15 protein-coding genes are annotated in these 15,171 nt (G+C 67.4%); 11 read left to right on the forward strand and 4 right to left on the reverse strand.

Features of this window, described 5'->3' with window-relative positions; genetic code table 11:
- On the reverse strand, positions 1 to 1,760 hold a 1,760-nt coding region (locus AC14A7_RS13605; RefSeq protein WP_484009949.1), incomplete at its 3' end, for a transketolase family protein.
- 265 nt (positions 1,761 to 2,025) lie between these two features.
- Between AC14A7_RS13605 and AC14A7_RS13610 the strand changes: the two genes are divergently transcribed.
- Positions 2,026 to 2,946 (forward strand): heme o synthase, encoded by a 921-nt coding sequence (locus AC14A7_RS13610; RefSeq protein WP_484009951.1) that lies wholly within the window; start codon positions 2,026 to 2,028, stop codon positions 2,944 to 2,946.
- Here the strand turns inward: AC14A7_RS13610 and AC14A7_RS13615 are convergent.
- Entirely contained in the window at positions 2,943 to 3,881 is a 939-nt protein-coding gene (locus AC14A7_RS13615) for a COX15/CtaA family protein (protein WP_484009953.1), read from the reverse strand. The genes AC14A7_RS13610 and AC14A7_RS13615 overlap by 4 nt on opposite strands.
- Before the next feature lie 198 nt (positions 3,882 to 4,079).
- Between AC14A7_RS13615 and sufB the strand changes: the two genes are divergently transcribed.
- From sufB to AC14A7_RS13640, 5 genes are read left to right on the forward strand one after another with little or no spacing between them, the layout of a single operon-like run.
- A complete protein-coding gene (gene sufB / locus AC14A7_RS13620; RefSeq protein WP_484009955.1) occupies positions 4,080 to 5,498 on the forward strand; it encodes a Fe-S cluster assembly protein SufB in 1,419 nt (472 codons plus the stop codon).
- Positions 5,499 to 6,674 (forward strand): Fe-S cluster assembly protein SufD, encoded by a 1,176-nt coding sequence (gene sufD, locus AC14A7_RS13625; RefSeq protein ID WP_484009957.1) that lies wholly within the window; start codon positions 5,499 to 5,501, stop codon positions 6,672 to 6,674.
- Positions 6,674 to 7,000, forward strand: a complete 327-nt coding sequence (locus AC14A7_RS13630) for a non-heme iron oxygenase ferredoxin subunit (protein WP_484009959.1) — start codon at positions 6,674 to 6,676, stop codon at positions 6,998 to 7,000. Before sufD ends, AC14A7_RS13630 begins: the two co-directional genes overlap by 1 nt.
- A 9-nt stretch (positions 7,001 to 7,009) precedes the next feature.
- The gene (gene sufC, locus AC14A7_RS13635; RefSeq protein ID WP_484009961.1) at positions 7,010 to 7,786 is read left to right on the forward strand and encodes a Fe-S cluster assembly ATPase SufC; all 777 of its coding nucleotides are present in this window, start codon (positions 7,010 to 7,012) and stop codon (positions 7,784 to 7,786) included.
- Between the two features lie 4 nt (positions 7,787 to 7,790).
- Positions 7,791 to 8,120 carry a metal-sulfur cluster assembly factor gene (locus tag AC14A7_RS13640; RefSeq protein ID WP_484009963.1) on the forward strand — a complete coding sequence of 110 codons (330 nt, stop codon included), beginning with the start codon at positions 7,791 to 7,793 and terminating at the stop codon, positions 8,118 to 8,120.
- A gap of 11 nt (positions 8,121 to 8,131) precedes the next feature.
- Here the strand turns inward: AC14A7_RS13640 and AC14A7_RS13645 are convergent, their stop codons facing one another.
- Both AC14A7_RS13645 and AC14A7_RS13650 read right to left on the reverse strand, forming a co-directional pair.
- A complete protein-coding gene (locus AC14A7_RS13645; RefSeq protein WP_484009965.1) occupies positions 8,132 to 10,396 on the reverse strand; it encodes a PAS domain-containing hybrid sensor histidine kinase/response regulator in 2,265 nt (754 codons plus the stop codon).
- Positions 10,397 to 10,511: 115 nt separating this feature from the next.
- A complete protein-coding gene (locus tag AC14A7_RS13650; protein ID WP_484009967.1) occupies positions 10,512 to 11,123 on the reverse strand; it encodes a TetR family transcriptional regulator in 612 nt (203 codons plus the stop codon).
- On the opposite strand from AC14A7_RS13650, the gene AC14A7_RS13655 reads away from it, so the two are divergent.
- The 5 genes from AC14A7_RS13655 to AC14A7_RS13675 form a co-directional block, all read left to right on the forward strand.
- Positions 11,122 to 11,754 carry a biotin transporter BioY gene (locus tag AC14A7_RS13655; RefSeq protein WP_484009969.1) on the forward strand — a complete coding sequence of 211 codons (633 nt, stop codon included), beginning with the start codon at positions 11,122 to 11,124 and terminating at the stop codon, positions 11,752 to 11,754. The genes AC14A7_RS13650 and AC14A7_RS13655 overlap by 2 nt on opposite strands.
- Entirely contained in the window at positions 11,744 to 12,955 is a 1,212-nt protein-coding gene (locus AC14A7_RS13660; RefSeq protein ID WP_484009970.1) for an ANL family adenylate-forming protein, read from the forward strand. The genes AC14A7_RS13655 and AC14A7_RS13660 overlap by 11 nt, the downstream gene beginning before the upstream one ends.
- Positions 12,952 to 14,094 (forward strand): thiolase family protein, encoded by a 1,143-nt coding sequence (locus tag AC14A7_RS13665; RefSeq protein ID WP_484009972.1) that lies wholly within the window; start codon positions 12,952 to 12,954, stop codon positions 14,092 to 14,094. Before AC14A7_RS13660 ends, AC14A7_RS13665 begins: the two co-directional genes overlap by 4 nt.
- Positions 14,091 to 14,777, forward strand: coding sequence for an energy-coupling factor ABC transporter ATP-binding protein (locus AC14A7_RS13670; RefSeq protein WP_484009974.1), 687 nt, complete (start codon positions 14,091 to 14,093; stop codon positions 14,775 to 14,777). Before AC14A7_RS13665 ends, AC14A7_RS13670 begins: the two co-directional genes overlap by 4 nt.
- Positions 14,774 to 15,171: CbiQ family ECF transporter T component (locus AC14A7_RS13675; protein WP_484009976.1), on the forward strand; the 398-nt coding region annotated here is incomplete at its 3' end. The genes AC14A7_RS13670 and AC14A7_RS13675, both read left to right, overlap by 4 nt.

Here is a 15,171-nt window from a genome sequence, read left to right on the forward strand (position 1 = left end):
CCGATGAGGATGACGTCGGGCTGTCCGTTGGCCGCTTCGGCGAGCACGTACGCGCCCTTGACGGCGCCGGCGGCCGACGCGAACTCGTCACCGGATGCCTCGCCCTCGCCGCGGGCGAAGACGGGGATGTTCTGGCGGGTCAGCGCGATACCGGCGGGACCGGCGGTGCGGCGGAGCATCTCGAGCCACACGACGGAGGTCTCGTTGGCATCCGCGGGGCGCACGAGCGCGAAGTTCGGGATGGCGCGGAGGGTCGCGAGCTGCTCGATCGGCTGGTGGGTCGGTCCGTCTTCACCGAGGGCGACTGAGTCGTGGGTCCAGACGTAGATCGCCGGTGCCTTCATGAGGGCGGCGAGTCGAACGGCGGGGCGCATGTAGTCGCTGAAGATGAGGAACGTGCCGCCGAAGGGGCGCGTGTTGCCGTGCAGCACGATGCCGTTGAGGATCGAGCCCATGGCGTGCTCGCGGATGCCGAAGTGGAGGACGCGGCCCTGCGTGCTGCCGGTCCACTCGTGCGTCGAGTGCTCGGCGGGAACGAAGGATGCAGCACCCTCGATGGTCGTGTTGTTCGACTCCGCGAGGTCGGCTGATCCGCCCCACAGCTCGGGGATGACCGGGCCGAGGGCCGAGAGCACCTTGCCAGACGCGGCGCGGGTCGAGACCTCCTTGCCGGCCTCGAACACCGGAAGGGCCTCTTCGACGCCCTCTGGCAGGTCGCCGGTCAGGATGCGGTCGAGCAGCACCTTCTTGTCGGGGTTGGCCGCAGCCCACGCATCGAGCTGCACCTGCCACTCGGCGTGCTGCTCCTTGCCGCGCTCGACGGCCTTGCGGGTGTGGCTGATGACCTCGTCGGAGACGTCGAAGCTCTTGGCTGGGTCGGCACCCAGCACCGCCTTGAGTGCTGCGAGCTCCTCGGCGCCGAGGGCGGATCCGTGGATCTTTCCCGTGTTCTGCTTCTTCGGGCTCGGCCAGCCGATGATCGTCTTGAGGATGATCAGCGACGGCTTGCTCGTCTCGCCCTTGGCTGCCTCGATGGCGGCGTGCAGCGCGTGCACGTCTTCCTTGTACTCGCCGGTCTTCTTCCAGTCGACCGTCTGCACCTGCCAGCCGTATGCCTCGTAGCGTGCTGCGACATCCTCGGTGAAGGCGATGTTGGTGTCGTCCTCGATCGAGATCTGGTTGGAGTCGTAGATCGCGATGAGGTTGCCGAGCTGCTGGTGGCCGGCGAGCGATGATGCCTCGCTGGTCACGCCCTCCTGCAGGTCGCCGTCGCCGGCGATCGTGTAGATGAAGTGGTCGAACGGGCTCGTGCCCGGTGCGGCCTCAGGGTCGAACAGGCCGCGCTCGTAGCGGGCGGCATAGGCGAAGCCGACGGCAGAGGCGAGGCCCTGGCCGAGGGGTCCGGTGGTGATCTCCACGCCGTCGGTGTGGCCGTACTCCGGGTGGCCCGGCGTGAGCGAGCCCCAGGTGCGAAGTGCCTTGAGGTCGTCGAGCTCGAGGCCGTAGCCGCCGAAGTAGAGCTGCACGTACTGGGTGAGCGAGGAGTGCCCGACCGAGAGGATGAAGCGGTCACGACCGATCCACTCGTTGTCGCTCGGGTCGCGGCGCATGACCTTCTGGAACAGGAGGTAGGCGGCCGGGGCGAGGCTGATAGCCGTACCTGGGTGTCCGTTTCCTACCTTCTCGACGGCGTCGGCCGCGAGGATCTTTGCGGTGTCGACGGCTGAGCTGTCGATCGGTTCCCAGGAGAGAGCTGCCACGAGATAGATGACCCTTCTTCAAGCTCGACAGCGGACAGGAGAGCCGCCGTTGTATGAGGCAAGACCAGCCGCATCCAGTTCCCATGGGCAGCAACGACGGCCGCGGGGGCAGTGGCTGGAGGGGGTGCCGGATCGGAGGGCAAGCACAGTCAAGTATAGAGAATGCCGATAGGGGTGGTTCGTTCTGTGACGCACAGCCCTGCCAGACCCCTGTGAGATTGAGCCTAGAATTGACGTCGAACCGCGAGAGCTAAACTGGGGACAAATGAGTACAGCCGTCGAGAGCCGCACGAGCGCTCCCCGTATCGGCTTCGTCCGCTCGGTCAAGGCCTACGTCGCGCTGACCAAGCCCCGTGTCATCGAACTGCTGCTCGTCACGACGGTGCCGGTGATGATCCTCGCGGAGCGCGGCATCCCGAACCTGTGGCTCGTGCTCGCCACCCTCGTCGGCGGCTCGCTCAGCGCTGGCAGTGCCAACGCGTTCAACTGCTACATCGATCGTGACATCGACCGCATCATGAAGCGCACGTCGAAGCGCCCGCTCGTCACCGGTGAGCTGACCGACAGGCAGGCGCTCGTCTTCGCCTGGGTGATCGGGGTCGGCTCGGCGGTGTGGCTCGGGCTTCTCGTCAACTGGCTCAGCGCGGCGCTGTCTGTTGCGGCCATCCTGTTCTACGTCTTCGTCTACACCCTGCTGCTCAAGCGCCGCACGCCGCAGAACATCGTCTGGGGCGGCATCGCCGGCTGCATGCCGGTGCTCATCGGCTGGGCGGCCGTCACCAACTCCCTCGACTGGCCGGCACTCGTGCTCTTCGGAATCGTCTTCCTCTGGACTCCTCCGCACTACTGGCCGCTGTCGATGCGCTACCGCGCCGACTACCAGTCGGCCAACGTGCCGATGCTCGCCGTCGTGCGCGGCCGCACGGTCGTCGGCCTTCAGGTCATTCTCTACGCGTGGGCAACGGTCGTGTGCTCGCTGCTGCTCATCCCGGTCGCCGACATGGGCATCGTCTACAGCGCCGTCGCGCTGCTCGCCGGTGCCTGGTTCGTGGTCGAGTCGCACCGCCTGTACAGCCAGGCCATTCGCCACGACGAGGTCAAGCCGATGCGCCTCTTCCACAGCTCGATCAGCTACCTGACTCTCGTCTTCGTCGCAGTCGGCATCGACCCGCTGCTGCCCTTCTAGCCGGCTTTCACCCCAGCGGTCGCCGGCTCGGTCTGCGCTGGAGCGTGGTCTGAGCTCGACCGCCCGCGCAGCGACAGCACGACCGCCGTCATGGCTGCGGCGAGAGCGCACGCCAGCACCATGTGGATCGCAACGAGCGGCTCTGGCAGCCCGAGTCGCGCCTGGGCGAGCCCGACGGCGACCTGCACCACCTCGATGCCGACGAGAAGCGCAGCGAACCGGATGAGGCGGGGGTCGGCCAGTCGAACAGCGAGCACCAGCAGAACGAGGCTCAATCCCGTCGCCGCGTAGGCCGGCCACGAGTGGAAGTGCTGCAGCAGCTCGGAGTTCAGCCCGTTGCGCGACGCGCCGCCGTCTCCCGCGTGCGGGCCGGATCCGGTCGTGACGATGCCAAGGAGCACGGTGATTGCGACGAGCAGCGACGTGACGTGGGTGAGAACACGGAACCAGACTGGAGTCAGGTACGAGCGCGAACGCTGGCCGTAGTAGACGCGGAAGACGAAGACGGCGGCGAGAACGACCAGCACGACGCTGGCGAGGAAGTGGAGGCCGACCACGTACGGGTTGAGGTTGGTGAGCACGGTGATGCCACCGAGCACGGCCTGAAGCACGATGCTGAAACAGGGGATGAGGGCGAGCCAGAACAGATCGCGGCGCTGCCGGCGCATCCGCACGATGAGCAGGAACGTGATGATCGCCACGATCTGGATCACGAAGAACAGCAGGCGGTTGCCGAATTCGATGACGCCGTGGATGCCCATCTCCGGCGTCGTGACGAACGACCCCTCGGTGCACTGCGGCCAGGTCGGGCAGCCAAGGCCGGATGCCGTGAGACGCACGGCGCCACCGGTGAGCACGATAAGGAGTTGGATGGCGAGCGACAGCCACGCGAACACGCGCACCCGCCGGTCGATCGTCGTCGGGAGCCAGTTCACCCGCTCATTCTAGGCAGGGCGTTGCTGGGTCGTTACCGCACGAACTCTGTCATCATCAGGCGGAGGCTGTAGTCTTAACGGGCCCGGGAGGCCGAGCCTGAAGCAGCTCCCGACGGCTCCCCACACACTTTCCCGCGCAGATGCGCGAGGAATGCCGCGGCCGCGATAACGGTTCTAGCGGTGAGAGAAGAGGTAGAGATGTCTGACGTGCTCATCGACCGACCCGAGCTCAACAGCCTCGGGCAGTACGAGTTCGGCTGGTCCGACTCCGACGCAGCAGGGGCATCTGCCCGGCGCGGCCTCAGCAAGGAGGTCGTCGAGAACATCTCCGACCTCAAGAACGAGCCAGAGTCGATGCGCAAGCTGCGCCTCAAGGGCCTCGACCTGTTCGGCAAGAAGCCCATGCCGACCTGGGGCGCCGACCTCAGCGGAATCGACTTCGACAACATCAAGTACTTCGTGCGCTCGACGGAGAAGCAGGCCCAGACCTGGGACGACCTGCCCGACGACATCAAGAACACCTACGAGAAGCTCGGGATTCCAGAGGCTGAGCGCCAGCGCCTCGTCTCCGGTGTCGCCGCCCAGTACGAGTCAGAGGTGGTCTACCACACCATCAACGCCGAGCTCGAGGCCCAGGGCGTCATCTTCATGGACACCGACACGGCCCTTCGCGAGCACCCCGAGTTCTTCGACGAGTACTTCGGCACCGTCATCCCGCCCGGCGACAACAAGTTCGCCGCGCTGAACACCGCCGTGTGGTCGGGCGGATCGTTCGTGTACGTGCCGAAGGGCGTGCACGTCGAGATCCCGCTGCAGGCCTACTTCCGCATCAACACGGAGAACATGGGCCAGTTCGAGCGCACGCTCATCATCGCCGACGAGGGCAGCTACGTTCACTACATCGAGGGCTGCACGGCTCCGATCTACAAGAGCGACTCGCTGCACTCCGCCGTGGTCGAGATCATCGTGAAGAAGAACGCCCGCGTTCGCTACACGACCATCCAGAACTGGTCGAACAACGTCTACAACCTCGTCACCAAGCGCGCGATCGCGCACGAGGGCGCGACGATGGAGTGGATCGACGGCAACATCGGCTCCAAGGTGACCATGAAGTACCCGAGCATCTACCTCGTGGGGGAGCACGCCAAGGGCGAGACGCTCTCCGTCGCGTTCGCCGGCCCCGGCCAGCACCAGGACGCCGGCGCGAAGATGATCCACATGGCGCCGTACACGACGTCCTCGATCGTCTCCAAGTCGATCGCCCGCGGTGGCGGTCGCGCCGGCTACCGCGGCGAGGTGCGCGTGGATGAGAAGGCCCACCACTCCGCCAACACCGTGCGGTGCGACGCGCTGCTGGTCGACACGATCTCGCGCTCCGACACCTACCCGGCGATCGACATCCGTGTCGACGACGTGCAGCTCGGCCACGAGGCGACCGTGTCGCGGGTGAGCGCAGAGCAGCTCTTCTACCTGCAGTCCCGCGGCATGCCAGAGGACGAGGCCATGGCGATGATCGTGCGCGGCTTCATCGAGCCCATCGCCCGTGAGCTGCCGATGGAGTACGCGCTAGAACTCAACAAGCTCATCGAGATGAGCATGGAAGGCAGTGTCGGCTAGATGTCCGTGGCAATACCCGAACAGCTCGGCGCGAAAGCGCACACGGACGGCGGCTGGGGCCGCTCCGACGTGCCGGTGCAGACCCGATCCGCACGATTCACCTCCAACGTCGCCTCTGAGTACCCCGATGTCACCGGCCGAGAGCTCGAGTGGAAGCTCACCCCGGTCGCCCTCGTGCGCGACCTCATCGACGGCGACCTCGACGGCCGCGCCTACAAGTACCTCTCCACCGAGGGCGAGGGCGGCAAGACCGACTGGGTCGGTCGCGACCATGCCAGCATCGGATCCGCCGGCATCGCTGAGGAGAAGTCGTCCGCGAACGCGTGGGGCTCATTCGAGCACGCGCTGACCATCACGGTGAGCGGCGAGCAGCCCGCCCAGGTGCTCGTCAACCGCGGCGACCTCGGCGCGGCACCGAAGGCAGCCCACACCGTCATCACGGCCGAGGCCAACAGCACCGGCCTCGTCGTCATCCAGAGCAGTGGCCAGGCGCATCTCAGCGAGAACGTCGAGATCGTCGTCGAGGAGGGCGCGCACCTCACCGTCGTCTCCATCCAGGAATGGACGGATGACTCCACCCATCTCGCAAGCCACTTCGCCCAAGTGGGCCGCAACGCCACATTCCGCCACGTCGTGGTCTCGCTCGGCGGCAAGGTCGTTCGCGTGAACCCCAGCGTGCACCTGTCTGGCGAGGGAGCCGACGGCGAGCTCTTCGGCCTGTACTTCGCCGACGCCGGACAGCACCTCGAGCAGCGCGTCTACCTCCACCACCAGGCAGCCAACACCCGTGGCCGCGTCAACTACAAGGGCGCTCTGCAGGGCGATGGCGCGCGCACCGTCTGGGTCGGCGACGTGCTCATCGGCCGCGACGCCGCCGGAACCGACAGCTACGAGCAGAACCGCAACCTCGTGCTCAGCGAGGGAACGCGCGCCGACTCCATTCCGAACCTCGAGATCGAGACCGGCGACATCCTCGGGGCTGGCCACGCGAGTGCGACCGGCCGCTTCGACGACGAGCAGTTGTTCTACCTGCAGGCGCGCGGCATCACAGAAGACGAGGCACGCCGTCTCGTCGTGCTCGGCTTCCTCACCGAGATCATCCAGAAGATCGGCAACGTCGAGATCGAGCAGCGCCTGCTCGATACTGTAGTCGCTGAGCTGGGGGCTGGTTCCTGATGCCGGCGACCAAGGTATGCGCCCTCGACGAGCTGCAGCCGAACGCGGCGAAGAAGGTAATCGTCGACGGAACCCCGATCGCGATCGTCGTCGATTCCGCAGGCACAGTGCACGCCCTCGGCGACACGTGCACGCACGGCGATATCTCTCTTTCCGAGGGTTTCGTCGAAGACGACACGCTCGAGTGCTGGGCGCACGGCTCGAAGTTCGAGCTGACGACCGGCAAGCCCCTCACTCTTCCGGCCTATGAGCCGGTTCCTGTCTACAACGTCACCATCACAGATGGCGACGTGTACATCGACCCCAGCGATACCGTCGCCGTTTAAGGAACAACCATGTCAACACTTCAGATCACCGACCTCCACGTCAGCGTGGAGACCGAGCAGGGCACGAAGCAGATCCTCAAGGGCGTCGACCTCACCATCAACGAGGGCGAGATCCACGCGATCATGGGGCCGAACGGCTCTGGCAAGTCGACCCTCGCCTACACGATCGCCGGTCACCCCAAGTACACCGTCGACAGCGGCTCGATCACGCTCGACGGCGTCGATGTGCTCGCGATGAGCGTCGACGAGCGTGCTCGCGCCGGCCTCTTCATCGCCATGCAGTACCCGGTCGAGATTCCCGGTGTCACGGTGCAGAACTTCCTTCGCACCGCGAAGACCGCGATCGACGGAGAGGCCCCTGCGCTTCGCCCGTGGCTCAAGGAGATCCGCTCCTCGATGGACGCGCTCCGCATGGACAAGGCCTTCGCCGACCGCAACGTCAACGAGGGCTTCTCTGGTGGAGAGAAGAAGCGCCACGAGATCCTGCAGCTCGAGCTGCTCAAGCCGAAGTTCGCCGTGCTCGACGAGACGGACTCCGGTCTCGACGTCGACGCGCTCAAGGTGGTCTCCGAGGGGGTCAACCGGGCGAAGGAGAATACTGGTCTCGGGCTGCTGCTCATCACCCACTACACCCGCATCCTTCGCTACATCACTCCGGACTTCGTGCACGTCTTCGTTGACGGCAAGGTTGCTGAAGAGGGTGGGCGCGAGCTCGCCGACCGCCTAGAGGACGAGGGCTACGACCGGTACCTCACCGCCGCGGCAACCGATTCGGGCGTAGCCTAGATCCATGGCAACTGCTCTCGCCCCCGCACTCTTCGACCAGGTCGAAGAGGCGCTGAAAGACGTCGTCGATCCTGAGCTCGGCGTCAACGTCGTCGACCTCGGCCTCATCTACGACCTCACCTGGGACGACGAGAACAACGCGCTCATCATCAGCATGACGCTCACCTCCGCCGGCTGCCCGCTCACCGACGTGCTCGAGGAGCAGACGGCGCAGGCGCTTGACGGCGTCGTCGACGCCTTCCGCATCAACTGGGTCTGGATGCCGCCGTGGGGACCGGAGAAGATCACTGACGACGGCCGCGACATGATGCGGGCACTCGGCTTCAACATGTAGCGAGCGACGCCCTACGGGGTGGTGATGAGCTCGTGCGCGGTCTCGACGAGTTCGTTGGCGTTGTACGGCTTGGCGAGAAACGTGACGTTCGGCAGCGGGCGAATGGGCTCAGCCGCGTGGAGCCCGCCGCTCATGGCGAGCACAGGACCGGTGTATCCAGTCGCCTGCAGCGCGCGAATGAGGGCGGCGCCATCGAGCACCGGCATCATGATGTCGGTGACCACAAGGCGCACATCGTTCTGATGCGCTTCGAACACCCGGAGCCCCGCCGCGCCGTCGGCAGCTGCGATGGTGCGAAAACCGGCTGCCTCGAGCACCTGGCAGTTGATCCGGCGGATGTCTGCCTCGTCGTCGACGACGAGCACCAGTTCACCTGATCCGAGTCGTGCGGGCACCGCGCGGTGGTTGTGGCTCTCGACTGCGGTCTCTATCGACTCTCCGAGGGGCAGTGCGGGCAGTTCCACGCGCAGCACCGACCCCACGCCGGTCTCGCTGCTCGCAGTCAGCGTGCCGCCGTGCCGTTGGCAGATCGACAGGGAGGTCGCAAGACCGAGGCCCGTTCCCTCACCGAAGGCCTTGGTCGTGAAGAACGGCTCGAAGATGGTCTCGAGCAGTGAGGGGTCCATCCCGGTGCCGGAGTCGGAGATCTCGATGACAACAGAGTCGGGCTGGTCGGGGGAGTGGGAGTCGGCACGTCGCGCCCCGATCACGAGGGAGCCTCCGTCGGGCATTGCGTCCCTGGCGTTCACCACGATGTTGACGAGCACCTGCATGAGCTGGGTCGGGTCGCCCTGCACGTCGGGGAGGCCTTGCTCGTACCGGATGCCGACCGTGATGTCCTTTGGCAGCGTTTCGCGACAGAAGCGCTCGACGTCGAGGATGAGGGATGCGACACTGATGCGCTCCCGGTGGCCGTCGTCGCCACGGGCGAATGCCAGCACCTGCTTGATCAGGTCGGCTCCGCGCACGGCCGCCCGCTCGATGCCGACGGCGAGGTCGCGGGAATCGGCGTCGGCCTGCTGGTCGGCGAGCAGCTGGGAGGAGAGCAGGATCGGGGTCAGCACGTTGTTGAGGTCGTGGGCGATGCCACCCGCGAGCCGGCCGAGGCTCTCCAGCCGCTGTGCGCGCAACTGCCGCTGCTCTGTCGCGAGCTGCTGCGTGATGTCCGTCGTCACCTCGAAGATCGAGTCGGGGTCGCCGTCGGCCGCCCGAACAAGCGTCCATCGACCCTCGACCGTGAGCGGCCGTCCGTCCTTGCGTCGCTGCTGAAGCGTGCCGTACCAGTGCCCGTCGACGAAGACGGCGGCCAGCGCGGCGTCGAACTCGCGCGGGTTGTCGTAGAGCAGGTCTCGGGACGACGCGCCGATCGCCTCCTCCGACGTCCATCCGTACACGTCTGTTGCCGCCCGGTTCCAGTAGGCGATGGTGCCGTCGAGGTTGCGAACGATCATCGCGTCCCTGGCAGCGTCGAGAAGGGCGGCTTGGGTGAGGGTGCGCTGCTCGCTCGTCTGCAGGCGTGTACGTGCCTCGACCTCGTCTCCGATGTCGCGAGCGTAGACCGCGATGCCGTCGGAGGTGGGGTTGGCGGTGATGACGACCCAGCGTTCAAGGCCAGGGCTGTAGCCACGGAACTCGGTGCGGGTGCCGCTGCTCATGGAGTAGCGATACGACCTGCCTATGTCAGAGTCGATGAGGTGTGGGAAGAGGTCCCAGAGCGAGCTGCCGAGCAGGTCGTCGATGGAGTGTCGAGACATCTCCTCTGCGCGCTGGTTGGCGTAGGTGAAGACCCAGTCGCGATTGAGGAAGAAGATCCCGTCGCTCATGGAGTCGAGGATGCCAGAGAGCCGCGTCTCCACCTCCTGCGCCTTCTGCCGGGTCTGCTCGATCTCGTCCATGTCCCTGACGATGCCGATGACCGCAATCTGCTCGCCGTTGCTGTAGAACGGCACCTGCATGGTGAGAACCTGTACCGGTCGACCGTCGACGTCACGGGCCATCGCACGCCACGACCGCACCTGGCCTCTGCTCGCGGCAGCGAAGCTGTCGATGGCAGCCTGCGCGAACTCCGGCTCCACGCCCGATCCGATGGTGACGAATGGGAGCTGCTCGCGAGTGAGCCCCGTGCGTTCAAAGAACACGGCGTTGCCGTCGACCAAGGTGCCAGTGAGATCGACGGCATAGACGCCGTCCTTGCCCCTATCGCCAAGCGATTCGAAACCGCCATCGCGAAGCCTGGCCCGTAGCTCGTCTGCGCTCATGCCGCGCTCGCTGCTCACGGCAGCACGCAATCGATGACGCCGCCGGGTGTGGCCATGGCCACATCGTAATGATTCCTCGCACTTCGGTCTCCCCGGGGCGGGGCAGCATGTTCGCTCTGCGAACATCGGGCTGCTACGACGTGTTCGCGAGTCCTGCTATGACCAGGTGAACTCCGAGGTCGACGTGAGACTGCGGGTCGTCTGGATACTCGTGCTCGCTGGCCATAGCGACGCCGAGCTGCTGTGCTGTCTGCCGCTGCTGCTCGTGCCAGACCTGCCCGAGGATCTGGTGCACGAGGATCATCGCGGCAGCGTGCGCCCGCTCCTCGTCGACTCCGCGTGCCGCAATGGCCCTTCCGAGCTCACGCTGAGCGGCGAGGCCGCCGAGACCGAGGGCCAGCGAGCTGGAGACGACTTCCGCGCCGTCGCGACAACTCAGCAGCGCCTGGCGAAGGGTGCGCGCGAGTTCGAGTACGTCGGTCTGCGCGAGGTCGGCTCTGTCGACGATGCGGTCGGCCAGCTCGGCAAGCAGCGCCTGCTTGCTCGGAACGTGCCAGTACAGTGCGCTCGGCTGCACCCCGAGCTCTGCGGCGAGGCGCCGCATGGTGAGCTCGGCCAGGCCGTGGTCCTCGAGCAGCCGCAGGGCCGCGGCGAGCACGTCGGAGCGGCTGTGCCGCGGTCGCGGCTGTGACGACGAGGTGTGCACGATGGGTCTACTATAGCGACTGTCCTGAACAGTGTTCATGAGAGAGGCCCTGACCGTGACCCCCACCTTCGAATCCCGAGATCTGGCCAGAATCGCAGTATTCGCGGCTCTGATCGCGGCGCTCGGGCTCATGCCCGCCGTCTACCCATTTGGCGGACTCGTGCCGATCACCGCCCAGACCCTCGGCGTCATGCTCGCCGGCGCGATTCTCGGACCGTGGCGTGGCGCGGCAGCGGTGCTCGTGTTCGAGGTGCTCGTTCTCGTTGGCCTTCCACTGCTCTCTGGTGGCCGCGGCGGCCCCGGTGTCTTCGTTGGCCCGTCGGCGGGGTACCTCCTCGGCTGGATCCTCGGCGCGTTCGTCGTCGGCCTCATCGCCGTCCCCCGCAGCGGCAGACCAGCGTGGTGGCGGGTAGCGCTCGGCGCGCTCGTCGGCGGCATCGGCGTCGTCTACGCGGTTGGCATCCCGGTGGCAGCGGCGATCACGGGTCTCACGCTGGCGCAGCAGGCGATCGCGGGCTCCGTGTACATCCCGGGCGACGTGGTGAAGGTCGTGCTCACGGTGCTGATCGTGCTCGCGCTCTGGCGGGCATATCCTGCGGCGTTCGGCCGGCAGCAGCCGGTGTCGACCGCTGCTGCCGATGACGCGCTCGTCGAGGCCCATGACGCCTGACTCCGGGCGCATCCGCTATGGAGACGAGCGGCTTCACCCGGGCGGATTCGAGAGGCGCAACGACGGATCGTCGGCGACGGCCATCCTCGATTCCGATGCTGCACGGGCGCTCGGCCGGGCTCTCGGAGTGCGGGCGAGCGGCGGGGTGCCGGTCATCGGTGACGACCGCTGGCCCGCCGAGCTGCAATCCGCGTTCGAGCGACAGCTGGCCGATGTCACCATGCCGCTCGAGGCAGCCTGGGGCACGTTCACGTCTGGCAGCACCGGTCGACCGCGCACGGTACTGCGCTCGGCCGAATCCTGGAGCAGCTCCTTTCCAGCAGTCAGCTCGTTGCTTGGCCTGCGCGAGGGTGACGTGGTGTACGCGCCCGCCCCGCTGGTGTCATCGCTCTCGCTGTTCGCAGCGGTTCATGCCATCGCCGAGGGAGTCGACGTGCGGCTTCCTCGTGGGCACTCGCTCGCTGCCGCCGACCTCGAGGACTCGACGGTGCTGCACTCCACCCCCTATGCGCTGTCGCTGGCGCTCGACGCCATCGACGCGGGCGCGCCCCATCGCCTTCGTATCGCGATCGTCGGCGGAGACCGCGTTCCTCCCGCGCTCCGCGACCGCGCCGAGGCGGCCGGTGTTCGTGTGATCGGCTACTACGGTGCGGCGGAGCTCTCCTTCGTCGCGGTCGACGCCGGCGACGGCTTGCGCGCCTTCCCCGGCGTCGAAGTTCAGTTGCGTGATGGTGTGGTCTGGTCGCGCTCGAGCTACTGCGCCCTCGGCTACCTGCCCGGCCAGTCGGGGCCATTGACCGTGGATGCCGCCGGCTGGGCAACCGTGGGCGACCGGGCCACCCAGCACACCGACGGCTCGCTCCTCATCGGTGGACGAACGGATGGCGCCATCCTCACCGCGGGCGCGACCGTGATTCCGTCAGACGTCGAGGCAGCGCTCGGTGAGCTCGCTGGCGTGCGCGGCCTCGCCGTGCTCGGCCTCGACCACCCGCGCGCCGGCTCGATCGTCGCCGCCGTGGTCGAGGCCACCGCGCAGCCGGAGCTCGGCGCCCTGCGTGAGAGTGCTGCCGCGCGCCTCGCCCTCGCGCAGCGCCCCCGTCGGTGGTACTGGGTGCCGGAGCTGCCGCGTACCGCCTCAGGCAAGGTCGACCGTGCCGAGGTGGCGAGCACCGTGCACAGAGGAGAGGCGGTTCGGCTATGACGAGCGCAGCAGAGCCCGTCATCGTCGCGGCGCGGCGCACCGCGATCTCGGGCCGGGGCAGAGCCTTCGCCGAGCTTTCCGCCGACGCCCTTGCCGCGCCCGTGCTCGCGGCTGTGGCACAGGATGCGTTCGCCGCCGTTGGAGCGCTGCGCATCGACGACGTCATCCTCGGCAACTGCATCGGTCCCGGCGGCAACCCCGCGCGGGTCGCGGCACTCGCCGCGGGATTCGGATCCGCCGTGCCAGGGCTCACCGTCGATCGCCAGTGCGGAAGCGGTCTCTCTGCGATCGCCCTCGCCGCCGACCAGGTGCGGTCGGGATCCGGTGTCGTCATCGCGGGCGGCGTGGAGAGCGTGTCGACGGCCCCCGTGCGGGTCTCCGGCGGACAGCCCTACGCCCGCGCGCCATTCGTACCAGCCGGGTTCGACGACCCAGGCATGGTCGAGGCCGCGCAGGCGGTCGCGAGCAGGTTCGGCATATCCCGGGAGCGGCAGGATGCCTACGCTCTGCGCAGCCACCGGCGTGCCGTCACCGCCGCGCAGATGGGCCGGTTCGACAGGGAGCTCGTCGGCGATCACCGCGATGACGGCCCGCGCGACGACTTCGCCCGGCTCGCCGCGCGATTCACTGCCCTGGTCGAGGGAGCGGGCGAGTTCGCCGTCACTGCTGGCAACTCGTCGCATTTCGATGATGGGGCGGCAGCGGTCGCCGTCATCCCCGGTGACCGTCGCGCCGGTGCCCCTGGCCTGCGCGTTCTTGCCAGCGCCACCGTCGGCGTCGACCACCGACTCCCGGGTCTCGGGCCGATCACCGCGGTGCGAGCAGTGCTCGAGCGCTCTGGCCGGTCGCTCGACAGGGTCGTCGCGATCGAGATCGTCGAGGCGTTCGCCGCCCAGGCGCTCGCCTGCCTCGATGAGCTCGGTCTCGTGGACGACGGGGGAGAGGTCGACCCCCGGGTCTGCGCCGACGGTGGGTCTCTCGCGCTTGGCCACCCGTGGGGTGCCAGCGCGGCAGTGAGCGTCGTGCGCCTGTACTCCCGACTCGTCGATGGGGGAGCAGACGCGGGATCCCTCGGCCTCGCGACGGCTGCCATCGGCGGCGGCATGGGTGTCGCGATGCTCGTCGAGGTTGTGCGATGACCGCGGCGCTGCGATTCGACGGCGTCAGTGTGCGACTCGGTGAACGCTGGGCGCTTCGCGACGTGACCATCGACTCGGATGCGCGGCGCATCGCCGTCATCGGATCGAACGGCTCCGGCAAGTCGACCTTCGCCCGCCTGCTCAACGGACTCGTGACGGCGACGGAGGGAAGGGCGATCGTGCACGGCGTGGATCCCGCTCGAGACAAGCGGGCCGCGCGTCGCGCCGTCGGCTTCGTGTTCAGCAATCCGGACGCCCAGATCATCATGCCGACCGTCGAGGAGGACCTCGCCTTCTCGCTCCGAGGGCGAGGGCTCAGCACCGCGGAGACAGCAGAGCAGGTCGGCGCGGCCCTCGACCGCTTCGGCCTTCGCCATCTTGCCTCGGAGCGCTGCTTCGAGCTGTCAAGCGGGCAGAAGCAGCTGCTCGCCGTCGCCGCAGTGCTCATCGCCTCTCCGTCGCTGGTCGTGGCCGACGAGCCGACGGCTCTGCTCGATGCAGAGAACAGCCGCCTGATCCGTCGCTACCTCATCGACGAGCTGACCCAGCAGCTCGTGCTCGTCACCCACGACCTCGCGCTGGCAGACCGGTGCGATGTCGCACTGCGCTTCTCTGGCGGGCGGCTTGTCGACTCGGGGCCCGCATCCGAGGTCGTCGAGCGCTACCGCATCGAGGTCGCGTGACCGGCCCCCTGCACCGCGTCGCGGCGGGAGCGAAGATGGCGGCCCTCGCGGTCGCTGCGGTTGCGACCCTCGTGCTGGTCACGACGCCGATCGCTGCTGCCGTCGCCGCTGGCATCCTGCTGGTGCTGTGGGCGCTCTCCCGGGTCGGATTCCGGGCGCTGGCCGCACAGCTCGTCGCCCTGCGGTGGATGATCCTGTTCCTCGTCGTCACGCAGCTGGTGTTCGTGGCGCCGATGGTTGCTGTCGTGACGACCAGCCGTATCCTTGTCATCCTGCTGGTGGCATCGCTGCTGAGTCTGACGACGACGGTGAGCGAGCTGCTCTCAGCCTTTCAGACGCTGTTCCGGCCGCTTCGGGTCATCGGAGTGGACGGCGACCGGATCGCGCTGGTGCT

Source organism: Conyzicola sp., from assembly GCF_057073975.1.

Bases quoted from the DNA above. Each gene is read 5' to 3' on its own strand.
- sufC (WP_484009961.1), top strand. From the start codon at position 7,010: ATGTCAACACTTCAGATCACCGACCTCCACGTCAGCGTGGAGACCGAG.
- AC14A7_RS13640 (WP_484009963.1), top strand. From the start codon at position 7,791: ATGGCAACTGCTCTCGCCCCCGCACTCTTCGACCAGGTCGAAGAGGCG.
- AC14A7_RS13665 (WP_484009972.1), top strand. From the start codon at position 12,952: ATGACGAGCGCAGCAGAGCCCGTCATCGTCGCGGCGCGGCGCACCGCG.
- AC14A7_RS13610 (WP_484009951.1), top strand. From the start codon at position 2,026: ATGAGTACAGCCGTCGAGAGCCGCACGAGCGCTCCCCGTATCGGCTTC.
- AC14A7_RS13660 (WP_484009970.1), top strand. From the start codon at position 11,744: ATGACGCCTGACTCCGGGCGCATCCGCTATGGAGACGAGCGGCTTCAC.
- AC14A7_RS13650 (WP_484009967.1), bottom strand. From the start codon at position 11,123: ATGAACACTGTTCAGGACAGTCGCTATAGTAGACCCATCGTGCACACC.
- sufB (WP_484009955.1), top strand. From the start codon at position 4,080: ATGTCTGACGTGCTCATCGACCGACCCGAGCTCAACAGCCTCGGGCAG.
- AC14A7_RS13655 (WP_484009969.1), top strand. From the start codon at position 11,122: ATGAGAGAGGCCCTGACCGTGACCCCCACCTTCGAATCCCGAGATCTG.
- AC14A7_RS13670 (WP_484009974.1), top strand. From the start codon at position 14,091: ATGACCGCGGCGCTGCGATTCGACGGCGTCAGTGTGCGACTCGGTGAA.
- AC14A7_RS13630 (WP_484009959.1), top strand. From the start codon at position 6,674: ATGCCGGCGACCAAGGTATGCGCCCTCGACGAGCTGCAGCCGAACGCG.
- sufD (WP_484009957.1), top strand. From the start codon at position 5,499: ATGTCCGTGGCAATACCCGAACAGCTCGGCGCGAAAGCGCACACGGAC.